Source organism: Legionella maioricensis, assembly GCF_023618015.1.
GTDB classification, from domain to species: Bacteria; Pseudomonadota; Gammaproteobacteria; order Legionellales; family Legionellaceae; genus Legionella; species Legionella maioricensis.
This window is the reverse complement of sequence record NZ_JAJKBJ010000060.1, coordinates 1-1,168: the sequence shown is the minus strand read 5'-3', so window position 1 is coordinate 1,168 and position 1,168 is coordinate 1. Positions and strand designations below refer to the sequence as shown.

Sequence of the window (1,168 nt, the reverse complement as noted above, 5' to 3'; positions counted from 1 at the left end):
ATAATTTTCAAAGTTACGAAAGCCATAAGCTCTTCGTTGTATCAGTTTCATTTTACGATGAAAGCCTTCAGTTATCCCATTTGATTTACTAAACCGCCACATCCTAACAATTTCCTCTTGCCATAGATGGAAAGTTTTACCAAGCGAAACCAGAGCACTAAAGGAGCTATTTTTAAGCGCATTAACCATTTCTAAAAATTTAGGTATATGTTTACGACACCACTGCTGATTCATTGCTTTATTGAGTAGTAATTGATGAAGCTGTTGTTGGAATTGGTAGATAGCGTCTATTGCCGGATTTTCAGCAAGAAACACATCACGTTTTTGTAACTTCTGTGGCGATAATTTATCGGGTCGTGTTCTTAATAGAGCCAATATTCCGCGATTACTTTTAACTTTGCTGGATAGCTCTCTATAGGTTGTCATGCATTGATGTTGCATCAATCGAATAACATGAAATCTATCAGCCACTATTTTTGCATTGGGGAAGTATTTTTTAACGATAGAGCGATAGGTGCTGCTTAAATCCATACATACGACCTTTACCTTTTCTCGACCCGTTAAACTACGAAGGTACTCTGCTAAATCAGGCTCACTACGACCTTTGACGATATCAAAAATCTTATGTTTACGAAGGTCACAAAGGGTCGTAGCAAATCCTTGCTTACGGCTAAAGAAATGCTCATCGATACCAAGAACGATGGGGCATGGAGTATTCATCAGCTCGCGAGCTTGCTCCTTATATTGGCGATGATACCACCGCTCTATCGTTGCCTTACCTTTATTAAATTGCTGGGCCAAGTCTTTTTGTGAGATGCCTCGAGTATGGGCATGGAATATAGCAGCCTGCAAACGCCAGGTTGAGCGTTGATGTTTATTGATACCTGGAAATTGCTGATTCCCATAACGTTTACACGTATTACAGTAGAGCTTATAAGCTCTAAAGCACAACAGGCTACGACGATGACCAATTAACTCATGAGCAACGGTTCGTTGGTAACTCGACTTCTTGCGAACCTCCTTGCTATTGCAATGAGCACAACGTGGTAATCGATGATACTTAATATCTAATAGTAATGGCTGATAACCACTCACCTTTTCTATAGTAAATCCAGGTAAATTTAAGATAAGATTATGCTTAGGCACTTTAATCTCCAATTTGATCGCG

1 protein-coding gene is annotated in these 1,168 nt (G+C 39.5%); it reads right to left on the bottom strand.

Annotation, left to right across the window (positions count from 1 at the left end; all coding sequences use genetic code 11):
- A partial coding sequence (locus LOX96_RS17475) for an ISL3 family transposase (protein WP_250424814.1) occupies positions 1-1,146 on the bottom strand: 1,146 nt, incomplete at its 3' end.
- Positions 1,147-1,168: the final 22 nt, after the last annotated feature.